Origin of the sequence: Chitinophaga sp. RCC_12 (assembly GCF_041360695.1) — a bacterium.
Classification (GTDB): Bacteria; Bacteroidota; Bacteroidia; order Chitinophagales; family Chitinophagaceae; genus Chitinophaga.
On record NZ_JBFUPS010000013.1, the window covers coordinates 174,332 to 193,901 of the forward strand.

The following is a 19,570-nucleotide window of genomic DNA, read 5'->3' on the forward strand; positions in this document are numbered from 1 at the left end:
TCTTACCGCTACAAAAAACCACGTTTGTCAAATGTTACTAAAATCTATTGTTCTTATCTTTTTATTTTTTAGCCTGACGATACAAAACGGGCTTGCCCGGCAAGGCGGTCCTGGCAGGAAGCCGCCCGCTGAAACAGATTCCACACGTTTTTATTCGGAGGTAAATACCTATGTCAACCCTGTTTTACCGGGAGATCATCCCGACCCAACCCTGCTGAAAGTCGGCGACGACTTCTATCACTGTGGCTCCTCTTTTCATTTCAATCCCTACCTGCCCATTTACCACTCCAAAGACCTGGTACATTGGAAAGTGATCAGCCGTGTATTGCCGCCGGTACATGCCGGTATGGTGGCAGATCGTCCCAGCGCCGGTGTATGGCAGGGCGCCATCACTTATTTTTATGGCTCATACTGGATCTATTTTTCTTCAGGCGGACAATGGTTTTCCAAAGCATCGTCGCCCGAAGGCCCGTGGACTGCCCCCGTGCGGGTGAAGGAGAACCGGGAAACAGGGCCGCTGGGATATGATAACTCCATTTTTGTAGATGATGATGGAAAGCCATACATGGTAATTAAAAACGGTCAGAAGGTAAACCGGCTGCAAGCGCTGGGGCAGGATGGCCAGCTTACAGATTCGGTGATCAACCTCGACTGGATCAATGCGAACCTGCAATACAGCTGGGCGGAAGGTCCTGTGATGTGTAAGCGTAACGGGTATTATTATTACTTCCCGGCCGGCGATGTATCCGGCGGACAGTACGTTTTGCGGGCAACGGCCCTCACGGCTGATTCCACCAGGTGGGAGCGGTTAGGGGATTTTTTCAAACCAAGTCCCGACCCGCACAATACTTTTCCCCGTCCTAATCATATTTCAGCGCCCGTTCAACTGGCGGATGGTACCTGGTGGACGATCGGGCAGAGTTACCAGAAAAGAGGTAACGACGACTGGTCAGGTATGGGCAGGCAAACTTCCTTGTACCAGGTATTATGGGAGGGCGACCGCCCCTGGGGCGCCCCACCGGTAAGCGGACCAGTAGTAAAGCCTGCACTGGATAACAATAACACACCCTGGCGCAGCGTGCATACCGATCATTTTAATACCGACAGCCTGGGCCTTTGGTGGCATTTTTTAACCAGGCCTGCTGCTGCGCACTACTCACTGGCGCACCGGAAAGGTTGGATCCGTTTATCTCCCGACAGCGGCAGAACGCACCTGCTGCAAAAGGAAACCGACCATTTCTATTCGGCAGTCACCCGGGTGGACATTGGCGCGGGCGAGCCGGCAGCACATGGTGGCATCTACCTCACCAATGGCAACCAAAGTGTGTTTGCCCGTCTTTATTATTCCAACGGACGCATTGTATTTCAATTGGATTCCGCGTTGAGGGAGCTACCCTATAATAAAGGACGCCAGGTTTGGCTTAAACTGGAAAGATTGGAACATCAGCTGACCGGCTTTTTCAGCTCCGATGGTAAAAGCTGGACACCCGTTGGCGCCGCTGTCAGTGCAGTGCCTTTGGATAAAGTTCAACCTAATTATAACAGTTGGGTAGGCACCAGCATTGGTTTGTTTGCGGAGGGCGGTCCGGTTGATTTCGACTTTTTTGTTTGTAAAGATGGATTTTCTGCCCTGCCAGCTGCAGGAAGCAGCAATCACTATGGAACCTATAAAGTAAAACGGGGAGATGATTGGGTAGTCACTAACGCTTCCGCACACGGTGGCTGGCTGATGATATCAGGAGTGGACTTCGGCGCCGCCGGAGATGCCAAAGCGATTGAAGTCACAGCTGATGCAACTAAAAGTGGTGAACTGAAGGTATGGATAGATGACCTGAAGAACGGCCGGCAAATTGCCGGCGTCCCCATCAAACCCGGTAAACTTTCCGGGCATGCTCCTTTGCTGAATAAGGATATTTCCGGTCAGCACGACCTCTTTATTTGGTTTCCCGCAGGCGCCTCACAGGAAATATTTATTAAAAGTATCCGGCTGCTAAAAACAGGAAAATAAACATCCCGTTTTTTTGTAGCGAACTGATTTCGCAGCTCCTGACAGGGCCATCTGCGCTTTATTTAGACATTATTTCCATCCTTTTGGAGATTCGTGCCATTCATATATACATGGCTATTGTAGATTCGTCTGTTGCTTTTCCTTTCAGCTCCACCTGATAGGCTTACGCATTACCGTTATGAAAAATTGTCAATTTAACACTAAATGATTACTTATGAAATTTGAATGTCCCCCGGGGTACCACGTCCCGATATAATCATTTTCAGTTCCATCACTTAATGGGTAGCATCCGATAATTACTTTAGGGGTTCTGCTTTTTATCGCATCTCATTGTTCCCGCCGGGTGTGCCGGCGTGATAGTCATGTACTGGCTGTCAGAACCCCTCATTGCCCTAACATTAAATATTTTGAATTCCATGTTTAAAATGATTCTTTCGCAAAAGTCGTGGAAATGGCTTGTCGTGACAGCAGTAATGCTGTCAGGTACGCTCACCTGTGCTTCCTTACAGGCCCAGGATACACGGGTAGTACAGGGAGTAGTGCTGGATGAGAAAAAGACGCCTGTTCCCGGTACCACCATACAGATAAAAGAAACGAAGATTAGTACCAGCACAGATAATGATGGTAAATTTCTCATCCGCGTTCCTGCCGACAAACACATTCTTATTTTCAGTTTTATAGGAAAGGCGCCGCAGGAAGTAAACGTCCGTAACCAGTCGACCATCGCCGTTACCCTGAAAGACAATGTTTTTGGTCTTGAAGATGTGGTGATAGTAGGTTATGGGCGGCAGAAAAAGGAAAGCGTTGTTGCTGCCGTTTCCCAAACTACCGGTAAAACGCTGGAAAGGGCCGGAGGCGTGTCAAATATCGGCGCTGCCCTCACCGGCAATGTACCGGGTCTTATTACCGCCCAAAGTACCGGCTTGCCCGGTGAGGAAGATCCTCAACTGATCATCCGCGGTCTTAGTACCTGGAATAACAGTAACCCGTTAATATTAGTAGATGGTGTGGAACGGCCCATGTCCAGTGTCGATATCGGCTCCGTAGAAACGGTGACGGTTTTAAAAGACGCTTCGGCAACGGCGGTATTTGGTTCACGGGGCGCCAATGGCGTTATCCTCATCACCACAAAAAGAGGAAAGCTCGGCAAAGCTTCTATCCGGGCTACGGTGAACAATGTCGTGAAAGCGCCATCCAAACTGCCCGGAAAGGCAGATTCGTACGACGCTTTGCGTACTGTTAACGAAGCCATAGAATATGAGCTGGCATTAAAACCTGAAAGCTGGAATAACTATTACCCACAGGCAATTCTGGATAAATACCGGAATCCCGCCAACCTGGAAGAAGCCGAACGTTATCCTAATGTGGACTGGGCAAAAACCTTATTCAAGGATTATGCTACGTCGCAAAATGCTAATCTCAATATCAGCGGCGGTACCCGTTTCGTAAAATATTTCACCAGCGCAGATTTTCTGCATGAAGGCGATCTCTTTAGAATATACGATAACAAACGCGGATACAAACCCGGTTTTGGTTTTACAAGATTAAATGTCCGGTCCAACCTGGATTTTCAATTAACGCCCTCTACACTCTTCAAGGTAAATCTCTCCGGATCATATGGTGTGCGGAAAAGTCCCTGGGGATTTTCGGGTAATCAGTATGGTTCCTGGATCGACGCTTACACTACCGCGCCGGATGTATTCCTGCCGGTATATGCGGATGGTTCCTGGGGCTACTATGCGCCAAATGAGGGACGGGCGGAGAATTCCGCCAGAAGCCTGGCAGTGGGCGGTATTCAATACCAGACCACTACACGCATCACCACCGACTTTACCGTAGAACAGAACCTGGATATGCTCGTGGACGGACTGAAACTCAACGCCACCATTTCAATGGATAATACCTTCCTTGAAAGCGACAGGGGAGTGAATGACCTTTACCACGATGTACAACGCAAATGGATTGATCCTGCAACGGGAAATGTATTTTATAAGAGTGCTTTTGACGGCGTCACCAATTTCGATTTCCAGGAAGGCATCAAGTGGACACCGGCAGCAGGTGCGGTTTCGGATAATCAACGGCGACTGTTTTACCAGTTGCAGTTAAATTATGCAAAAACGATTGCGGACGATCACCAGGTAACTGCCATGGGATTGCTGAACCGCAATGTTACCGCCAACGGCAGTATGATACCCTCGTACCGCGAAGATTGGGTATTCCGTGCCACTTACACGTATAAAAACAAATACACCCTCGAATACAATGGCGCCTATAATGGCTCGGAGAAGTTTGCACCTGATTACCGGTTTGCCTTCTTCTCGTCAGGCGGTGTAAACTGGATTTTATCCAATGAGCACTTCATGGAAAATATAAAATTCCTGGACCTGCTGAAATTCCGTGCCTCTTATGGACAAACGGGTTTTGACAACGTAGCAGGCCGTTTTCTGTACATGACAGAATGGGCATATGGTGGACGCTCGCGGCTTGGAACTACAGGCGAAGGTGCGGAGCAAAGTCCGTTTAACTGGTACCGTGAATCTACCGTTGGAAATCCGAATGTGCAATGGGAGCAGGCGGAGAAAATGAATGTTGGAGCCGACTTTGAATTATTCAAAGGTTTCGTAAAAGGTAAAGTGGATTTCTTCGAAGATAAACGTTCCAAAATATTGCTTGCCAACAGGTCGTCTGTGCCGTCTTATTACGGCACCACTCCCCCGGTAGCAAATCTTGGCCGCGTAACATCGCGGGGTTATGAGGTGGAGTTACATTTCAGTTATCCTGTCACAAAACAGTTGCGGCTGTGGTCAGACCTGAACATGACTCATACCAAAAATAAGGTGATTGAAGCCGACAATCCTGAGCTGCTGCCGGCTTACCAGAAATCGGAGGGCATGCAGATCGGGCAGGCTTACTCTTATGTGAGCCAGGGTTACTACAACACATGGGATGAACTTTATGGCAGCACCATGCATAATACCAACGACAATCAGAAGCTGCCAGGCAACTATTACATCGTGGATTATAATGGCGACGGCGTAATCGACGCGAGCGATAACATTCCCTATGGTCATAGCGGATGGCCTGCCAATACTTACAACGCCACGTTTGGCGTGGACTGGAAAGGGCTCAGTGCTTTTGTACAATTCTATGGGGTGAATAACGTAACCCGCCAGGTGGTATTCAACAGTTTAGGTTCCCAGGGCCACACGGTGTATAACGAAGGCAGTTATTGGTCGAAGGACAATACCAACGGAGATGTGCCCATGCCACGCTGGCTATCCACACCAGCAGGCTATTACCGCGGTACCCAATATATGTACGACGGTTCCTACCTGCGCTTAAAGAACGCTGAAATTGCCTACACACTCGATAAAGGATTTATAAAACGGATAGGTCTTGAATCACTGAGAATATATCTCAACGGCAATAACCTGGCCGCCTGGAGCAAGATGCCGGACGATCGGGAATCAAATTTTGCAGGTACCGGCTGGGCATCCCAGGGAGCTTATCCTACAGTGAAGCGTTACAATCTCGGCGCCAATTTTACTTTCTAAACATGACCTTTATGAATAAGTATACAAAGATGTTGTTGGCTGCCACAGGGATCGTAACGATACTTGGCCTGGCATCCTGCAAGAAGTTCCTGGATAAGGAACCACAATCTATCGTGTCGGAAGAAAATGCCTTTAAAACCTTTATCGGTTTCCAGGGCTTTACCGAAGAACTTTATCACTGCATACCGGATTTTACCAATGCCTACTGGACCAATTCCTGGAACTGGGGAGAAGATGAAATTCAATCTACCGCACGTGATTTCCATTTTATCATAAAAATAGACAATGGTGATTTCTGGGGCTGGCAGTCGCAGTTTGACGGCTGGCAGGCCGGCTGGATGGACCGGAATAATACCAGTACCAATGACGACCGTTTTGCAAAGTCGATGTGGAAACTGGGATGGTACGGTATCCGGAAAGCCAATATGGGACTGGAAAATATTGATAAATTAACGGACGCCACACAGGAAGAGAAAGACCTGATTAAAGGGCAGTTGTTGTTTTTCAGGGGATGGTTTCATTTTATGTTCATCCAGTATTTTGGCGGGTTACCATACATCGATAAAGTACTTCCGGGTGATCAGAAGCTCACCTTACCACGTCTCAAATACAGTGAATGTGCGGATAAAGCGGCGGCCGATTTCAGAGAGGCGGCCAACCTGCTGCCCGTAAACTGGGACAATACCACAGCAGGTAAAAGAACGCTCGGAAAAAACCAGTTGCGCATTAATAAAATTATGGCGCTGGGTTACCTGGGGAAAAACTATTTATGGGCAGGCAGTCCGCTGATGAACTATGTATCTGCCGGCAGCAAAACCTACAACGCGGAGTATTGCAAAAAGGCGGCAGAAGCATTTGGTGAGTTATTGCAATTGTGCGAGTCCGGAGATGCGCCTTACAAGCTGGTAGAATTTTCGAAGTACTATACCAATTTCTATAGCGCCGGTCAGAACTGGTTAATGCCAGGCGGTACAGAAGCTATTTTCCGCGGTCCTTACTATGGTGCGCATGGCTCCACTTATGGCACCGCCAAACAATACGGTCCGGCTTTGCTCACAGAAGAAGCCATCACCTTTGTGCCTACAGCCAATTATGTGGACTATTACGGCATGGCCAACGGCCTGCCCATCAAGGATATTACAAAGGCTGATCCAGAATCAGGATACGACCCCGCTTATCCGTGGAGAGGCAGGGACCCGCGTTTCTACAATGATATCGTTTTCGATGGGGTTAAATGTGTGCAGGGCGCCACTACCGATGAAAGAAACCGTTACGCCAATCTTTATACAGGTGGAACTTACCGCGACATCAGCACCGGCAGCCGCTCCGGTTACCTGCTCTATAAGTTTATTCCTATCACTGCCAACAGGTTTGATAATGGCTGGAGCTACGACAAAGCGCTGAATATTCACCTGCCGTATATGCGCCTGGCGGATGTGTACCTGATGTATGCCGAAGCTGCCGCACAGGGCTATGGCGCCGCCACAGGTAAAGCCGGCAACTATGCTAAAACAGCATTAGATGCTGTGAATGTAATCCGCGACCGCGCGGGCGCCGGCCATGTAGCCGCAGCCTTCACCGCCTCCCTGGAGGGCTTTATGAGCGAAGTACGCCGGGAACGGGCCGTGGAGCTGTCTTTTGAAGGCCATCGTTTCAATGATTTAAGAAGGTGGATGTTGCTGATACAAAGCCCATACACACTGAAGAAGTCGGTGGAATTTGACCGGTCGTCCTCATTCAGTACTGTAGATCCAATGAATAACCGGGTACTCAATTTACGCGAATCCGTTATCCTGGAACGCAGGTATACAGAGAAACACTACTGGCTGCCGTTAAAAAATTCAGATGCCAATATGTACCTGGAATTTCCACAGAACCCGGGTTGGTAAAACGTGCAACCCTTACATGTATCGTTTACTGTTAATTTCAAAATTTCATGAATCAGATAAAAGCATTAATAGCCTTTGCAGCGCTGATGAACCTGACGCCGGTTTCGCAGGCGCAGGACACCACGGCAAAAACTACCACTGTTATTCCTCCCGGTAACCCGGTACAGGTAGCCTTCCGGAAGGTGGATAAAAAAGACCTGTCAGGAGGCGTTTCAGTAGTGGATGTGGCATCACAAATGAAACTAAACTATATGACTACCAGCCTGGAGAACATGGACGGCTGGATAAATGGTTATAATGGAAATAGTATGTGGGGGATGGGTAGCTATCTGCTCGTCATCGACGGAGTGCCCCGTGATGAAGGAAATGTAGTGCCCACAGAAATTGAACAGATCTCTTTTCTCAAAGGAGTGAATGCCGTGGCGCTTTATGGCAGCAGGGCCGCCAAAGGAGTTATATACATTACCACCAAAAGAGGTAAAGCAGGCAACCAGCGGATTGATATCAGGGCCAATGCCGGCGTAAATGTACCCAAAGCCTATCCCCACTACCTGGGATCGGCGGAGTATATGACGCTTTATAATGAAGCCCGCCGCAACGACGGACTGGCCGAGCTGTATAGCCCTGAAACGATCTACCAGTTCGCGTCAGGTAAAAATCCATACCGGTATCCCAATGTCGATTATTACTCCGATGAATATCTTAAACAATCCTTTGGCCGCTATGATGTAACCACGGAGATATCCGGAGGAAATGACAAGGCGCGGTATTATACCAATATTGGCTACCAGACGGCCGGTTCGTTGCTCAACTTCGGTGAGGCTGTGAGCAATGGCAAATCCGACCGCCTCAACCTGCGCGGTAATGTGGATGTGAATCTCAACCAGTATATTTCCTGTAACGTGGATGCCACTGCGATTTTCTATACCGGCAGGGGCGTAAACACCGACTACTGGCAAAGCGCTGCTACCTTGCGCCCGCATCGTTTTTCCCCGCTCATTCCGCTGGATATGATCGAGCCAAATGATGAAGCGTCCAATGTATTTGTGAAGAACAGCAATCACATTATTGATGGGAAATATTTGCTGGGCGGAACACAGCTGGATCAAACCAACCCATTTGCCGCCATTTATGCCGGTGGAAACAACCGTTACATCAGCCGGCAATTCCAGTTCAACACCGGCGTGAATGCCGATCTGAGAAATTTACTGAAAGGCCTTTCCTTCCGCTCTGCGTTTGCAGTTGACTACAACACCTCTTATAACCTGGCTTTTAACAATACCTATGCGGTATATGCGCCCACCTGGAATACCTATTCCGGGGTGGACCTGATCAGTAGCCTCACGCAATACGGACAGGATGCCACTTCAGGTGTGCAGAATGTAAGCAACAGCTGGTACCGGCAAACGATTTCTGCTTCCGGTCAGTTCAATTATGTGAACTCCATTGACAACAGGCATAATCTTTCAGCCGTATTACTGGTAAATGGCTTCCAGCAATCCGAATCAGCCGTGTACCACCGTACCAGCAACGCCAATCTCGGTTTGCAATTGGGCTATAACTTAAACCATACTTACTACATCGATTTCAGCGGCGCAGTCATTCATAGCGCGAAGCTGCCCGAAGGAAACCGCACCGCTTTTTCGCCTACCGTATCGCTGGGGTGGCGGCTCAGCAATGAGCCCTTTATGCGTGGTGTAAGGGGAGTGGATGATCTTCGTTTAACTGCTTCCGCAGGTGTGCTGCATACCGACCTCGATATTGCTGCTTACTATTTATACCAGGGTGTTTATACCACGCAGGGAAGCTGGTTCGGCTGGAAAGATGGTACCGGCGTACAGGCCACGGAGTCAAGAAGGGGCGCTAACCCGGATATGCGTTTCCCAAAAAGAGAGGAGATCAGCATCGGCCTGGAAGGTTCTTTCTTCCATGAATCTTTAAAACTGGATGGTAACTTCTTTGTCAATAAAATTACCGGCAACATTATCCAGCCCAACGTGTTGTTCCCTTCTTACTACACCACCGGCTGGCCATCATCTTCTTTCATTCCCTATGTAAATTATAATGACGATAAACGGATGGGAGTTGATTTCAGCCTCAGTCTGAATAAGAAGCTGTCTGATATTAACTATTCCGTCGGGCTGGTAGGTACTTACTATAAAACGATTGCCACAAAACGGGCGGAGATTTATGAAGACAATTACCAATACCGGCAGGGAAGGCCACTGGACGCCATATGGGGACTGCAAAACATGGGCTTCTTCCAGGATGCGGATGACATCAAAAATTCTCCCTCCCAAACTTTCGGCCAGGTAAAACCGGGCGATATCAAGTATAAAGATCAGAATGGAGATGGGGTTATTGATACCCGCGATGAAGTATACCTGGGCCGTGGGGGCTGGTTTGGCTCACCGCTTACACTAGGTGTGAACGTAAGTGTGCAATGGAAGCATTTCTCCTTCTTTGCGCTGGCACAGGGTCGCTTCGGTTCCTATGGAATGAAGAACAATTCCTGGTTCTGGGTAGATGGAGAGGATAAATATTCTGAAGTGGTAAGAGACCGCTGGACGCCCGAAACAGCCCAGTCAGCGAAATATCCGCGGCTGACCACCTTCAACAGCGATAACAATTTTCGCAATTCGGATTTCTGGTTGTACAAGGCTAACCGCATCGACCTGGCCAAGGTGCAGATCTCTTATGATATGAGCGATCTGATTGGCAATAAAAAGATCGTGAAGGAGATGGGGGTGTATGTGAGTGGCTTCAATTTGCTGACGCTTGCTGCCGAGCGCAAATTGATGGATATGAATATTGGTAGTGCACCTCAAACCCGCTTGTATAACCTGGGAGTAAAAGCTATGTTCTAATGATGCCTTTCACCCAATCAAGTTTCCACTTTATGAAAAGAAATATTATCATGCTGCTGGCATCGGTTCTGCTGCTAACCAGTTGCAAGGACCTGCTGACACCGGAAATTGAAAATAACCGGGACCTGAACCCGGGAAATTATAATCCTAACGATGCCGGACTCCCGTTTGGTGTGCTGCTCAACGGTTACAACCGCATACCAACCAATTCATGGTCGTTTAATGATGTAGCCACAGATGATGCGGTAACAAATGATCAGAACAACGGGTTCCTGAAAATGGCCAATGGCCAATGGACCGCCAATAATAATCCGCTTAACCAGTGGGAGAATGCTTATGCCGCTATTCAATATCTTAATATCACACTGCGGGATGTTGACACCGTGAAGTGGGCCGCTGATCCTGCTGTCAGCAAATTGTTTGGTATGCGGGTAAAGGGAGAGGCCTATGGCTTGCGCGCCCTTTTCTATTATCACCTGCTGCAGGCGCATGCCGGCATGTCTGAAAGTGGCGCTGTACTTGGTGTGCCCATCAACCTGGAAGTGCAGGGATCCAATGCTGATTTCAATAAGCCCCGGAGCAATTTTGATGCGTGCATGAAGCAGATCTACAGTGATCTGGCACAGGCGGATCAGCTGTTGCCAACCGACTACGAAAACATTCCCAATGCGTCCCTTATCCCTGCTAAGTATGGCACGGTGACAAAGGAACAATACGATCGTGCCTTTGGCGCTGCCTTCCGCGGATTTCTCACCGGCCGTATTGTAAAGGCGATTCGGTCGAAAGCAGCGTTACTGGCGGCGAGCCCTGCTTTCAGCACCGGCACCACCACCACCTGGGCAGACGCTGCGAATTACGCCGGCGAAGTAATTGCCCTGAAAGGCGGGATAACTGCCTTGTCCGCAAATGGCCTCAACTGGTATTCCAATGCTTCTGAGATTGCAGGGTTAGCCGATGGCGCCAATCCTTCTGAAATACTCTGGAGAAACAATTATGGCGATAATCGTGACCTGGAACAAGCCAATTTCCCACCGAGCTTGTTCGGCAATGGCCGCATCAATCCAACGCAAAACCTCGTGGATGCTTTCCCGATGGCGAACGGGCTTCCCATTACGGATGCCGCCAGCGGTTATGATGCTGCCAATCCCTATGTGGGCCGCGATCCCAGGCTGCGGATGTTTATTTTAGTTAATGGCGGCACCGCAGGTCCAAATAATTCCGTGATCTCCACCGCGGCAGACGGCGCTACCAACGATGCGCTGAATAAAGTAGAAACTTCTACCAGGACCGGCTACTACCTCCGCAAATTGCTGCGCCAGGATGTGAACCTCAATCCTAATTCGGCGAATAATCAACGGCATTACAAACCTCATATCCGGTATACAGAAATTTTTCTCAACTACGCAGAAGCTGCCAATGAAGCCTGGGGACCAACAGGCAGTGGCGCCTTCGGATTCTCCGCTTATGATGTTATCAAAGCTATCCGCAAAAGAGCAGGGGTAGGCACTACTAACGGCGATGCATATCTCGAAGAATCAAAAGGCAGCAAGGAGCAAATGCGCACGCTTATCAGGAATGAGCGTAGAATTGAACTGTGCTTTGAAGGCTTCCGCTTCTGGGATCTTCGCCGCTGGAAGGCAAACATCGCCGAAACGGCTAAAGGCGTTAGCATACGCAACAACAGTTACGCTGTGATTAACGTGGAAAACCGCCAGTTCCAGCCGTTCATGATCTATGGTCCTATTCCCTACGGCGAAACATTAAAGTTTGGGTCGTTGGAACAGAACAAAGGCTGGCGCTAACAGCTCCTGGTACATAAATAATTTTCTTTGATTTTTGAAATTAACAAAGATGAAAAAGTTCTTAATACCCATCATGCTACTCGTTGTGTCAACAGCATGCAATAAAGAGGTAGAATTCCCGGATTATAAATACCAGACGGTGTATTTCGCCTATCAGTACCCCGTGCGAACCATCACTTTCGGGGAAGATATATTCAGCACGGAACTGGACAACCAGGGCAAATGTAAAATCATGGCAACAACCGGAGGTGTTTACTACAGCAAAAAGGATCTGCATATTGGGATCGCGGTAGATAACTCCCTGCTGGGAAACGGCTTGCTGTTTGGCGCCGGCAAAGATGAGATCTTAGCGATGCCCGCTAACTACTATTCGCTGGCGGCAAATGAGATTGTTATCCCGGAAGGCGGCCTCACAGGCGGCGTGGAAGTACAGCTCACAGACGCTTTCTTCAATGATCCAAAGTCGATCCGGAATACCTATGTGATCCCGCTGCGCATCAATAATAAATCGGGCGCTGACTCTATCCTCAGTGGGAAAGACTTCATCCTTTACGCTATCAAATATGTGAACACCTGGCATGGCAACTATCTGCGCAGGGGAAAAGATGTGGTGTCCGGAAGTGTAAACCAAACAATTGTTAGGCATAAAGAATATGTTGAATCAGATGAGGTGAATAAATTGAACACGAAGTCCAGGAAGGAACTTGAGTTTCCGTTAGTGTATAAAGACAAAGACGGCAATAATATTTATTGCACACTGCTGCTCACTTTCGACGACAACGGTAAATGCACCATTTCGTCTGCCACCAGCGGTTTCACAGCCACGGGGAGCGGCCAGTTTGTAAAAAGAGGAGAAAAGAACAGCTGGGGCAGCAAAGACCGTGATGCACTGTATCTCAATTACCAGGTGTCCTTATCGGGTATGCAGGTGTCTACATCAGATACGTTGGTATTAAGGGACCGGTCCGTAACCATGGAAACTTTTACACCGGTGAGCAAATAATTTTCTGCCTACAATTAAAGTAATTTATATGCATCAACATCATAAAATAGCAGTTGGCTTTATGGCATTCATGGCCATTACTTCCTGCAGTAAATATAAAGCGCTTGATTTTAACGTGGACAAGCCTGAAAGTATTGCGCTTCAGGAAGACATAGACGCTTACCCCGCCCTGAAAAGCTATATTAACCGTGTGGCGCAACCCGGGTTTAAATTGGGTGTGGCGCTGGGTTTACAGGAATATCTTGACAAAGGCGTGATGTACCGGTTAGCCAACAGGAATTTCGACGAGGTGGTTATAGGCTACGATATGAAACATGGCGCCGTAGTACAGGCCGATGGCAGTTTAAACCTGGTAAAAGTAAAATCATTGCTTCAATCTGCCGGCGAAGCGGGAATGCAGGTATATGGTCATACCCTCATGTGGCATGCCAACCAGAATGCCAGCTACCTGAATGGATTGCTTAGTCCTTTGCTGGTAACATCCCCCGCCTATCAGAATGACTTAAATCTTGCAGCCCTGAAGGATAAAACCTTCACCGGTTGGTCCCTGGCCAATCCGGGGGCGGGCATTTCAATAGCGGAAGGTGAAGGCATGGGAACCGGGAACAAAGCCATTAAGCTGGTGTCAAAAGGCGGCTCATCGTCAGCTGCCGATCTGCAGCTCGTTACCCCGCAGGTTGGCGTGAACAAATCGCATAAGTATGAAGTAGTGATGTATATAAAGTCGGATGCAGCGGGTGAAGGAAGGATTTCTTTTGAAGGATTAAATAACAATACGCCATCGATCGACTGGACCAAATCAGGTACGCCTTCCCCGACTTTTACAACCGGGATTTCGTGGAAAGAAATCCGCTTTACTATTGATGATTTTTCCGCCGGTAATATTAAACTGCATTTTGACTTGGGCTATAAAGCCGGCGTAACTTATTATATTGACGTCAACAATTTGTACATCTACGATACGCAAGGCGCACCCGTAGTAAACAACCTGGTGGCCAACGGCGATTTTGAATCCGGAGGTGGCTGGGGAGGCTGGGGCGGCAGCTCCACCCGCGGCGTAACTGCTGACGGTATGGGTGTTGGTAACAAAGGCAAGGCTTTTTATGTGACCAATCCTACAAAAGGCGCCAATTACTGGGACGTGCAAACCAGCTATGATTTTGCAGCGCCGCTTGCTAACGGAGAAACTTACGAATTGAGCTTTTGGGTAAAAGGAACCGCCGATGGCGTAATCCGCCCGGAACTGCAAAGCGCCAACTATTCGTCCAATGGGTACGGACAGGTGGCGGTTACTACCGCATGGAAGCAGGTAACTGTCGCCACCACCGCTACCGCGGCCGACAGAACACGATTGATCTTCAGCTATGGTGAATTTGCCGGTACCGTTTACATTGATGATGTAGTACTGAAAAATTCCAAAGCCACCGGTGGATCAACGACCATCGTGGAAAAAACAGCTACAGAGAAAAAGTCCATTCTGACAGCTGCACTCGATAAATGGATGGATGGCATGGTGGGAGCCGGAAAAACAGCAGTGAAAGCCTGGGATGTTGTGAATGAACCCATGGATGACGGTAATCCATATGAACTAAAAACGGGTATTGGCAGGCCGGTCATAGCGGCCGATGAGTTTTTCTGGCAGGACTACCTGGGTAAAGACTATGCAGTAACTGCATTTAAAATGGCCCGCCAATACGGCAATCCGGGCGACATTCATTTTATCAACGACTACAATCTTGAGTATAGCCTGGATAAATGCCGTGGCCTGATTGCGTATGTCAACTACATAGAAAGCAAAGGTGCAAAAGTAGATGGCATTGGTACGCAGATGCATATCACCACTACCACCAGCAAGGAAAACATTGCCGAAATGTTTAAGCTGCTGGCCGCTACGGGCAAGTTGATAAAAGTTTCTGAACTGGATCTTGGTGTGGGGGTGAAAACAACCGAGGCTACTGCTGAACATTACAAAGCGCAGGCGGAGATGTATAAGTATGTCATTGATAAATATTTTGAACTCATTCCTGCGAAGCAACGTTACGGCATTACCATCTGGAGTCCTTTGGACAGCCGGGCGGGTTCCTTCTGGCGGCCGGGCGAACCAATCGGATTGTGGACCGAAGGATTTGTGCGGAAGCTCTCGTATGCTGCAGTGGCAAAGGCACTTGAGGCCAATGCAAAATAACAGGAAGCCCTATTTTTGTTTTTGATAAGCATCCCCGGCAATAGAAGCCGGGGATTTTTTTTGAGGAAGGGTTATTCGCTGCTGTTCTCTTTTTTAACCTGCGCTATAAATTCAGAGGGCAGCATATTGTATTTATTCTTGAATGATTTAGCGAAATAGTTAGGCGTGGAAAATCCCACCTGGTAGGCGATTTCGGCAATGGTCATATCGCTTTTTTGCATGAGGGTCATCGCTTTTTCCAGCCGGTAGGAACGGATGTATTCAACAGGTGTTTGCCCGGTGAGCTCCAGTAATTTATTATACAGGGAGCTGCGGCTCATGCCAACCTCTTTACTGAGGCTTTCAACAGAAAGCTGGGAATCGGTGAGCTTCTCTTCGAGATGACAAACGATCCTGTTCAGCAGTTTTTCATCTGTTGATTCTTTCTGCACTTCGGGGGCATGCACTTTTATTTGTTTGGTATAGGTGTTTTTCAGGGTATGATTGAGATGCAGCAGGTTCCGGATCTTCGCATGAAGTATCTCAAAATTAAACGGCTTAATCAGGTAATCATTGGCGCCGGTTTCCAGTCCTGAGATCTGTTGTTCTTCATTGGTAAGTGCGGTCAGTAATATCACCGGTATATGGCTGGTTCTTTTGTCTGATTTCAGTTTTTGCAGCAGGCTGATACCATCCATTTGCGGCATGGTGATATCACTGACAATCAGATGCGGATGCAGCGCCAGTGCCTTTTGCCAGCCGTCTTTGCCATTGGCTGCTTCTATTACCTTGTAGCTGTTGCGGAGGTTATCTTTAAGATAGAACCTGAAGTCTTCATTATCTTCTACCAGTAATATCGTTGACATCTCTGAGAAACTTTGTGCGGCGGGCGATACGCGGGATGCCTCCGGTAACGCAGTATCTTCCTGCTGGGATGCTAAAACTGTGGCCAGGGGAGGGGTTTTCTGCTCGGCTATTTTTAACGGAAGTTGTATGGAGAAGGTAGCGCCTTGTCCGGATTCACTTTCCACTTCAATATCTCCCCCGTGCATTTTTACAAATTCCTTTGTAATGGATAACCCGATACCTGTGCCCTGGTTAAGTATAGCGGAACTGGTATTGGTTTGGAAGAAGTGGTCGAATACTTTTTCTCTCTTATCTTTCGGAATACCAATACCCGTATCTTTCACTGTAATGAGCACCCATTGTAAGCCGGGAGTAGTGGGCTTTTCCAGCAACTGCAGTTCCACCATCACCGCATCTTCTTCCTGGGTGAATTTAAATGCGTTTGAAAGCAGGTTAAAAAGAATACGTTCCATTTTATCATGGTCGAAGAAAACATACAGGGAGGTGGTTCTGCTGCTAAAGGTGAAACGGATGTTTTTCCGTTCGGCAAAGTCACTGAAAGAGTCCGTTACCTCTTTTATAAAAGATACCAGTTCTCCTTTTGCCAGCTGCAGTTTTAGTTCGTGTTCCTCCATTTTCCGGAAATCCAGCAGTTGATTAACGAGATTGAGCAGCCGCCTGGAATTGCGCTTGATCATATTCAGTTTTTCCAGCCTGTTGCCGGTTTGTTCACTGGCAATTAATTGCTCCACCGGCCCGAGGATTAAGGAAATGGGTGTCCTGAAGTCATGACTGAGGTTGGTAAGGAATTTAATTTTCATCCGGTCCAGCTCACGGACACGTTTTGTTTCCTGTTTTTCCTGCTCGGCCAGGAACTTCTTTCTTATCCTGGCTATTCCGCGGTACCGGCTGTACAACAGCAGGGCGCAGATGGCGGAGATATAAAACAGGTAGGCATAAATGGTTCGCCAGAAAGGCGGCCTTACATAGATCTTTATCGTGGTGTCCTTTGTATTCCATACCCCGTCGTTATTGCTTGCTTTCACATGAAAGGTATATTCTCCCGGATCCAGGTTGGTATAGGAGGCGGTATTGATAGTGCCTGTATAGTTCCAGTCTTTATCAAATCCTTCCAGTTTATAGGCGTAATAATTTTTCCTGGGGATGGTATAATTCAGCGCTACGAAGCTGAGGGCAAAGTTTTGTTTGTATTCAAGCCTGATTTCGCTGGTAACCGAAATGTGATCTTTGATGGGACTGTCTTCCCCCGGGATCACTGATTTGTTGGACACTTTTAGGTCTGTCAGGAGAACCACCGGCACATTCCTGTTCACTGTTAACCCGGAAGGGGTGAAGTAATTAAAGCCTTCCAATCCGCCGAACATGATATCCCCGTCAGACAGCCGTAACCCGGACGTATGTACGAAGTTATTATTTTGCGCACCGTTGTAATGGCTGTAGTTCCTGATTTTTTTTGTGGCAGCATTAAAGCTGCTGATGCCCGTGTTGGTACTTAACCAAAGGATGCCGTCTTTATCTTCCAGGATCTGGTAGATGGTGGTATTCTGCAGCCCGTCTTTTTCGTCGTAATTGATGAATCGCCCGGTGGCTTTATCGAACAGGCTCAGGCCTCCGCCATAGGTGCCTACCCATATATTTCCGCGGCTGTCGCGCAGTATCACCTGCACTTTATCGCCTGCCAGCTGGCTGTTGCTTTGGGTATAGATATCCCATTTGTTGTTGGCGGGATGATAAACGCCGATTCCCCCGCCGTGTGAACCAATCCAGATGTTGCCTTCTGCATCTTCTTCAATGGTCCTGATGTATCCATTAAACGGGAGCTTTTTTTCTTCAGGTATGCCTGGTCTGGGATGCGGACTAAATCTGGCAACAACTTTTTCATTTCTTAATATATTCACACCCTCACCGTTGGTACCCACCCAAACGTCGCCCTTACTATCTTCCTTTATACAAAAAACATCATTGGCGTTCAGGTTGTCCGGGCTGGTTCCTTTTACCAGGTGTTTATAATTGCCGGCGCCGTTGGAAATCAGCAGACCATGGGCGTAAGTGCCAATAAACAGCTTTTTGTCCTGCGTGTAGTGAAGCGCCATGATGGACACGTTGTTGTTTGCCGGAAGCGGGATGTTGACTGGCTGGGCTTTCCCGGTATTACGGTTGAATTCAAACAAACCTCCGCCGTCGGTGCCGATCAGGATATTTTCCGCACTTTTTTCTGCAAAAGCACTTACTATCGACGACTTGCGGTCGGATGTATGAAAGATAGTGCCGGGCTTGAAATTGAAGAGGTTCAGGTTTTTATCGTATTTATTCACGCCGCCGCGAAAGGTGCCTATCCAGTAAATTCCCTGCCGGTCGATATAGGTGCATCTGATCGACTGGCTGGTAAGGCTATAGATATTTCCATTGTCCGGAAGATATTGATCAACGGCTTGTGTCCTGGTATTAAGCACCATGAGTCCTTCCTGTGTACTGATCCACAACTGGTCATCGTCGTCGGGCTCAATATTGTTCACCTGCACATTGCTGATGGGCGCATTCCCGGTGGATGTCCGGTAGGGGGTAAATCCGGAGCCGTCTGGTTGCAACATGCATAGGCCGGCTAAGGTACCCACCCAGATCTGGCCGTTTTTGTCGGCTGCAATGGCCTGTATATCATTATCCGGTGCGCTGGATTTCGCTGCTGTGTTGAATACCAGCTTTAAGGCGCCTGTTGATGGGGAATAGCAGTAAAGACCAATGGTAGTGCCTATCCAGATTTGTTGTTTTTTGTCGACCAAAACACAGCCCAGGGTTTTTGTTGCTTCCTGGCTGTCTTTTCCCGTATCGAGTTTGATCCTGGAAATATGGCGGGTAACAGGATCAAGCTGAAAGAGGTTCTCATACTGCGCTATCCAAACCTTTCCTGAAGTATCGCTGCAAATGTCCATGATAACAGCGTTGGAGGGCAGTTCAGGCGTATTGGCGTTTACCGGGAAGTGAATAAAAGCATCCTTTTTGCGGTCATACAGGCTGAGCCCGCCGCCACTGGTGCCTATCCAGAGGTTGCCGTTTTTGTCTTCATGAAGTACCAATACCTCGTTTGCCCTGAGGCTGGAAGAATCGCCGGGATTGTGCCGGTACGCGGTAAAATTAGTGCCGTCAAATTTATTCAGGCCATCATCCGTGGCAAACCACATCAGGCCGTAGTGGTCTTTGATGATATAATTTACCGCATTGGACACCAATCCGTCTTTTGCGACCAGCGAGGTGAAATTTATTTTCTTTGTTTGCGCCCAACCTATCTGAACCAGGAACAGTAAGCAACAGAGGAACGGGAATTTATATTTAAACATATCAGGCAGTCGTTAAGAAACAAGATGTTGGTTGAACTATTCGTACATGGAACTTTGCCGGGACTATTTCATCACCCAATT

At 48.1% G+C, this 19,570-nt stretch carries 8 protein-coding genes; 7 read left to right on the forward strand and 1 reads right to left on the reverse strand.

Features of this window, described 5'->3' with window-relative positions:
* Positions 1-31 precede the first annotated feature (31 nt).
* The 7 genes from AB6805_RS29215 to AB6805_RS29245 all read left to right on the forward strand — a co-directional run bounded on the left by AB6805_RS29215 (position 32) and on the right by AB6805_RS29245 (position 15,308).
* A complete protein-coding gene (locus AB6805_RS29215; protein ID WP_370912974.1) occupies positions 32-2,008 on the forward strand; it encodes a family 43 glycosylhydrolase in 1,977 nt (658 codons plus the stop codon).
* A gap of 416 nt (positions 2,009-2,424) precedes the next feature.
* On the forward strand, positions 2,425-5,562 hold the full coding sequence (locus tag AB6805_RS29220) for a SusC/RagA family TonB-linked outer membrane protein (protein ID WP_370912975.1): 3,138 nt from the start codon (positions 2,425-2,427) through the stop codon (positions 5,560-5,562).
* A gap of 11 nt (positions 5,563-5,573) precedes the next feature.
* Entirely contained in the window at positions 5,574-7,451 is a 1,878-nt protein-coding gene (locus tag AB6805_RS29225) for a RagB/SusD family nutrient uptake outer membrane protein (protein WP_370912976.1), read from the forward strand.
* Between the two features lie 47 nt (positions 7,452-7,498).
* Positions 7,499-10,318 (forward strand): SusC/RagA family TonB-linked outer membrane protein, encoded by a 2,820-nt coding sequence (locus AB6805_RS29230; RefSeq protein ID WP_370912977.1) that lies wholly within the window; start codon positions 7,499-7,501, stop codon positions 10,316-10,318.
* 32 nt (positions 10,319-10,350) lie between these two features.
* The gene (locus AB6805_RS29235) at positions 10,351-12,120 is read left to right on the forward strand and encodes a RagB/SusD family nutrient uptake outer membrane protein (protein WP_370912978.1); all 1,770 of its coding nucleotides are present in this window, start codon (positions 10,351-10,353) and stop codon (positions 12,118-12,120) included.
* A 49-nt stretch (positions 12,121-12,169) separates the two neighbouring features.
* Positions 12,170-13,123 (forward strand): DUF5627 domain-containing protein, encoded by a 954-nt coding sequence (locus AB6805_RS29240; protein ID WP_370912979.1) that lies wholly within the window; start codon positions 12,170-12,172, stop codon positions 13,121-13,123.
* A 28-nt stretch (positions 13,124-13,151) separates the two neighbouring features.
* Positions 13,152-15,308, forward strand: a complete 2,157-nt coding sequence (locus AB6805_RS29245) for an endo-1,4-beta-xylanase (RefSeq protein WP_370912980.1) — start codon at positions 13,152-13,154, stop codon at positions 15,306-15,308.
* Between the two features lie 71 nt (positions 15,309-15,379).
* Here the strand turns inward: AB6805_RS29245 and AB6805_RS29250 are convergent, their stop codons facing one another.
* A complete protein-coding gene (locus AB6805_RS29250; RefSeq protein WP_370912981.1) occupies positions 15,380-19,489 on the reverse strand; it encodes a two-component regulator propeller domain-containing protein in 4,110 nt (1,369 codons plus the stop codon).
* Between the last annotated feature and the right edge of the window lie 81 nt (positions 19,490-19,570).